Source organism: Oleiphilus sp. HI0061 (assembly GCF_001635675.1).
On the sequence record NZ_LWFE01000261.1, the window covers coordinates 1 to 1,271 of the forward strand.

Genomic DNA, 1,271 nt, shown 5'->3' on the forward strand with positions numbered 1-1,271 from the left:
ATATGGCGAACACTCAATACATGAAAAAGCTGACAACTACCTAAACCTTGGCCGCTGCTTATCCGAAAGGTCATCGGGAGACCTTAGTGATTCTGGCAAAACACATGCGGACGAAGCGATACAAGTTCTAAACGAATTAACACATAAATTTTCGACTGACGAACAGGCCTGCCTCAATGCAACGCTTATCGAGGCTCGAGTATTTAATGGTCAGAACAATGCCGAAGCAGCACAGGAAAAACTTCATCAAGCAGAGTGCATGATTGAAGAAGAGAAGCTCTCAGCGGAAATTGGCATCGAGCTAGCAAAGACACTCTACTCCTTAAACGAGCTTGAACGTGCCGAGAAACTCTTAATCACACTCGCTGAGCGATTCAGTAACGACCCCGAAGCGCTAGCGCAAATTGAAAGCCAGCTTGACGAACCCGAAAGCTTAGTGGCCAAAAAGCAAGCAAAACGCCTTAATAAATCAGGTATTGAGCAGTTTGAACAAGGCCAACTTGCACAAGCTGCTGAAGCATTCAAAGAAGCGCTCAAGCATACACCAAGACACGCAGCCTTGAATCTTAATCTAGCTCAAGTTGTAACGAAGCTATTTAAAGAAACTGCTGACCATAGCTTATTAAAGCTTGCAGAGCAGTCCCTTGAAAAAATAAACAACATACCCGAACAGCATAACCAATACCGAAGGCTTAAACACCTCGAGAAGCAAGTAGCAGAACTTCAATCCAAAAAACAAAATTGAACGAGTACAGTATCATGAGTAAAGACAAACAACCCGATTTCTCGATGATTATCGCCTCAGCTGTCCACGACATGAAAAATTCGCTCAGCATGCTACTACACTCCGTAGATCAGATGTGCGAAGAACTGCCTGAAGAGTGGCAACAAAGAAACAATACGACTGTCGTAAAATATGAGGCTGAACGTGTAAATAGCTACCTTGTACAGCTACTTGGCTTATATCGCCTGCAGAATGAAATGCTATCATTACATATCGATGAGTGCTTTGTTCACGACATCCTGGACGAGCAATCCGCACACTATTCGCCAATGCTCAAAGATAAAAATATTGAACTCGAAATCACCTGTGATCCAAATATATCTTGGTATTTTGATAGGGAGGTAATTTTGGGCGTTCTTAATAACGCGCTAAATAATGCTTCACGCTATACCAAATCGATCATTGAAATCGTCGCCTACATCAAAGATGATGACCTGATTATAGAAATACATGATGATGGAATCGGTTATCCTGACGAGCTATTGCA

Annotated in this window: 2 protein-coding genes; both read left to right on the forward strand. The window is 42.5% G+C overall.

The window, feature by feature from the left end; all coding sequences use genetic code 11:
• On the forward strand, nucleotides 1-745 hold a 745-nt coding region (locus A3735_RS03370; protein WP_156499369.1), incomplete at its 5' end, for a lipopolysaccharide assembly protein LapB.
• Between the two features lie 14 nt (nucleotides 746-759).
• Nucleotides 760-1,271: sensor histidine kinase KdpD (locus tag A3735_RS03375; protein ID WP_156499370.1), on the forward strand; the 512-nt coding region annotated here is incomplete at its 3' end.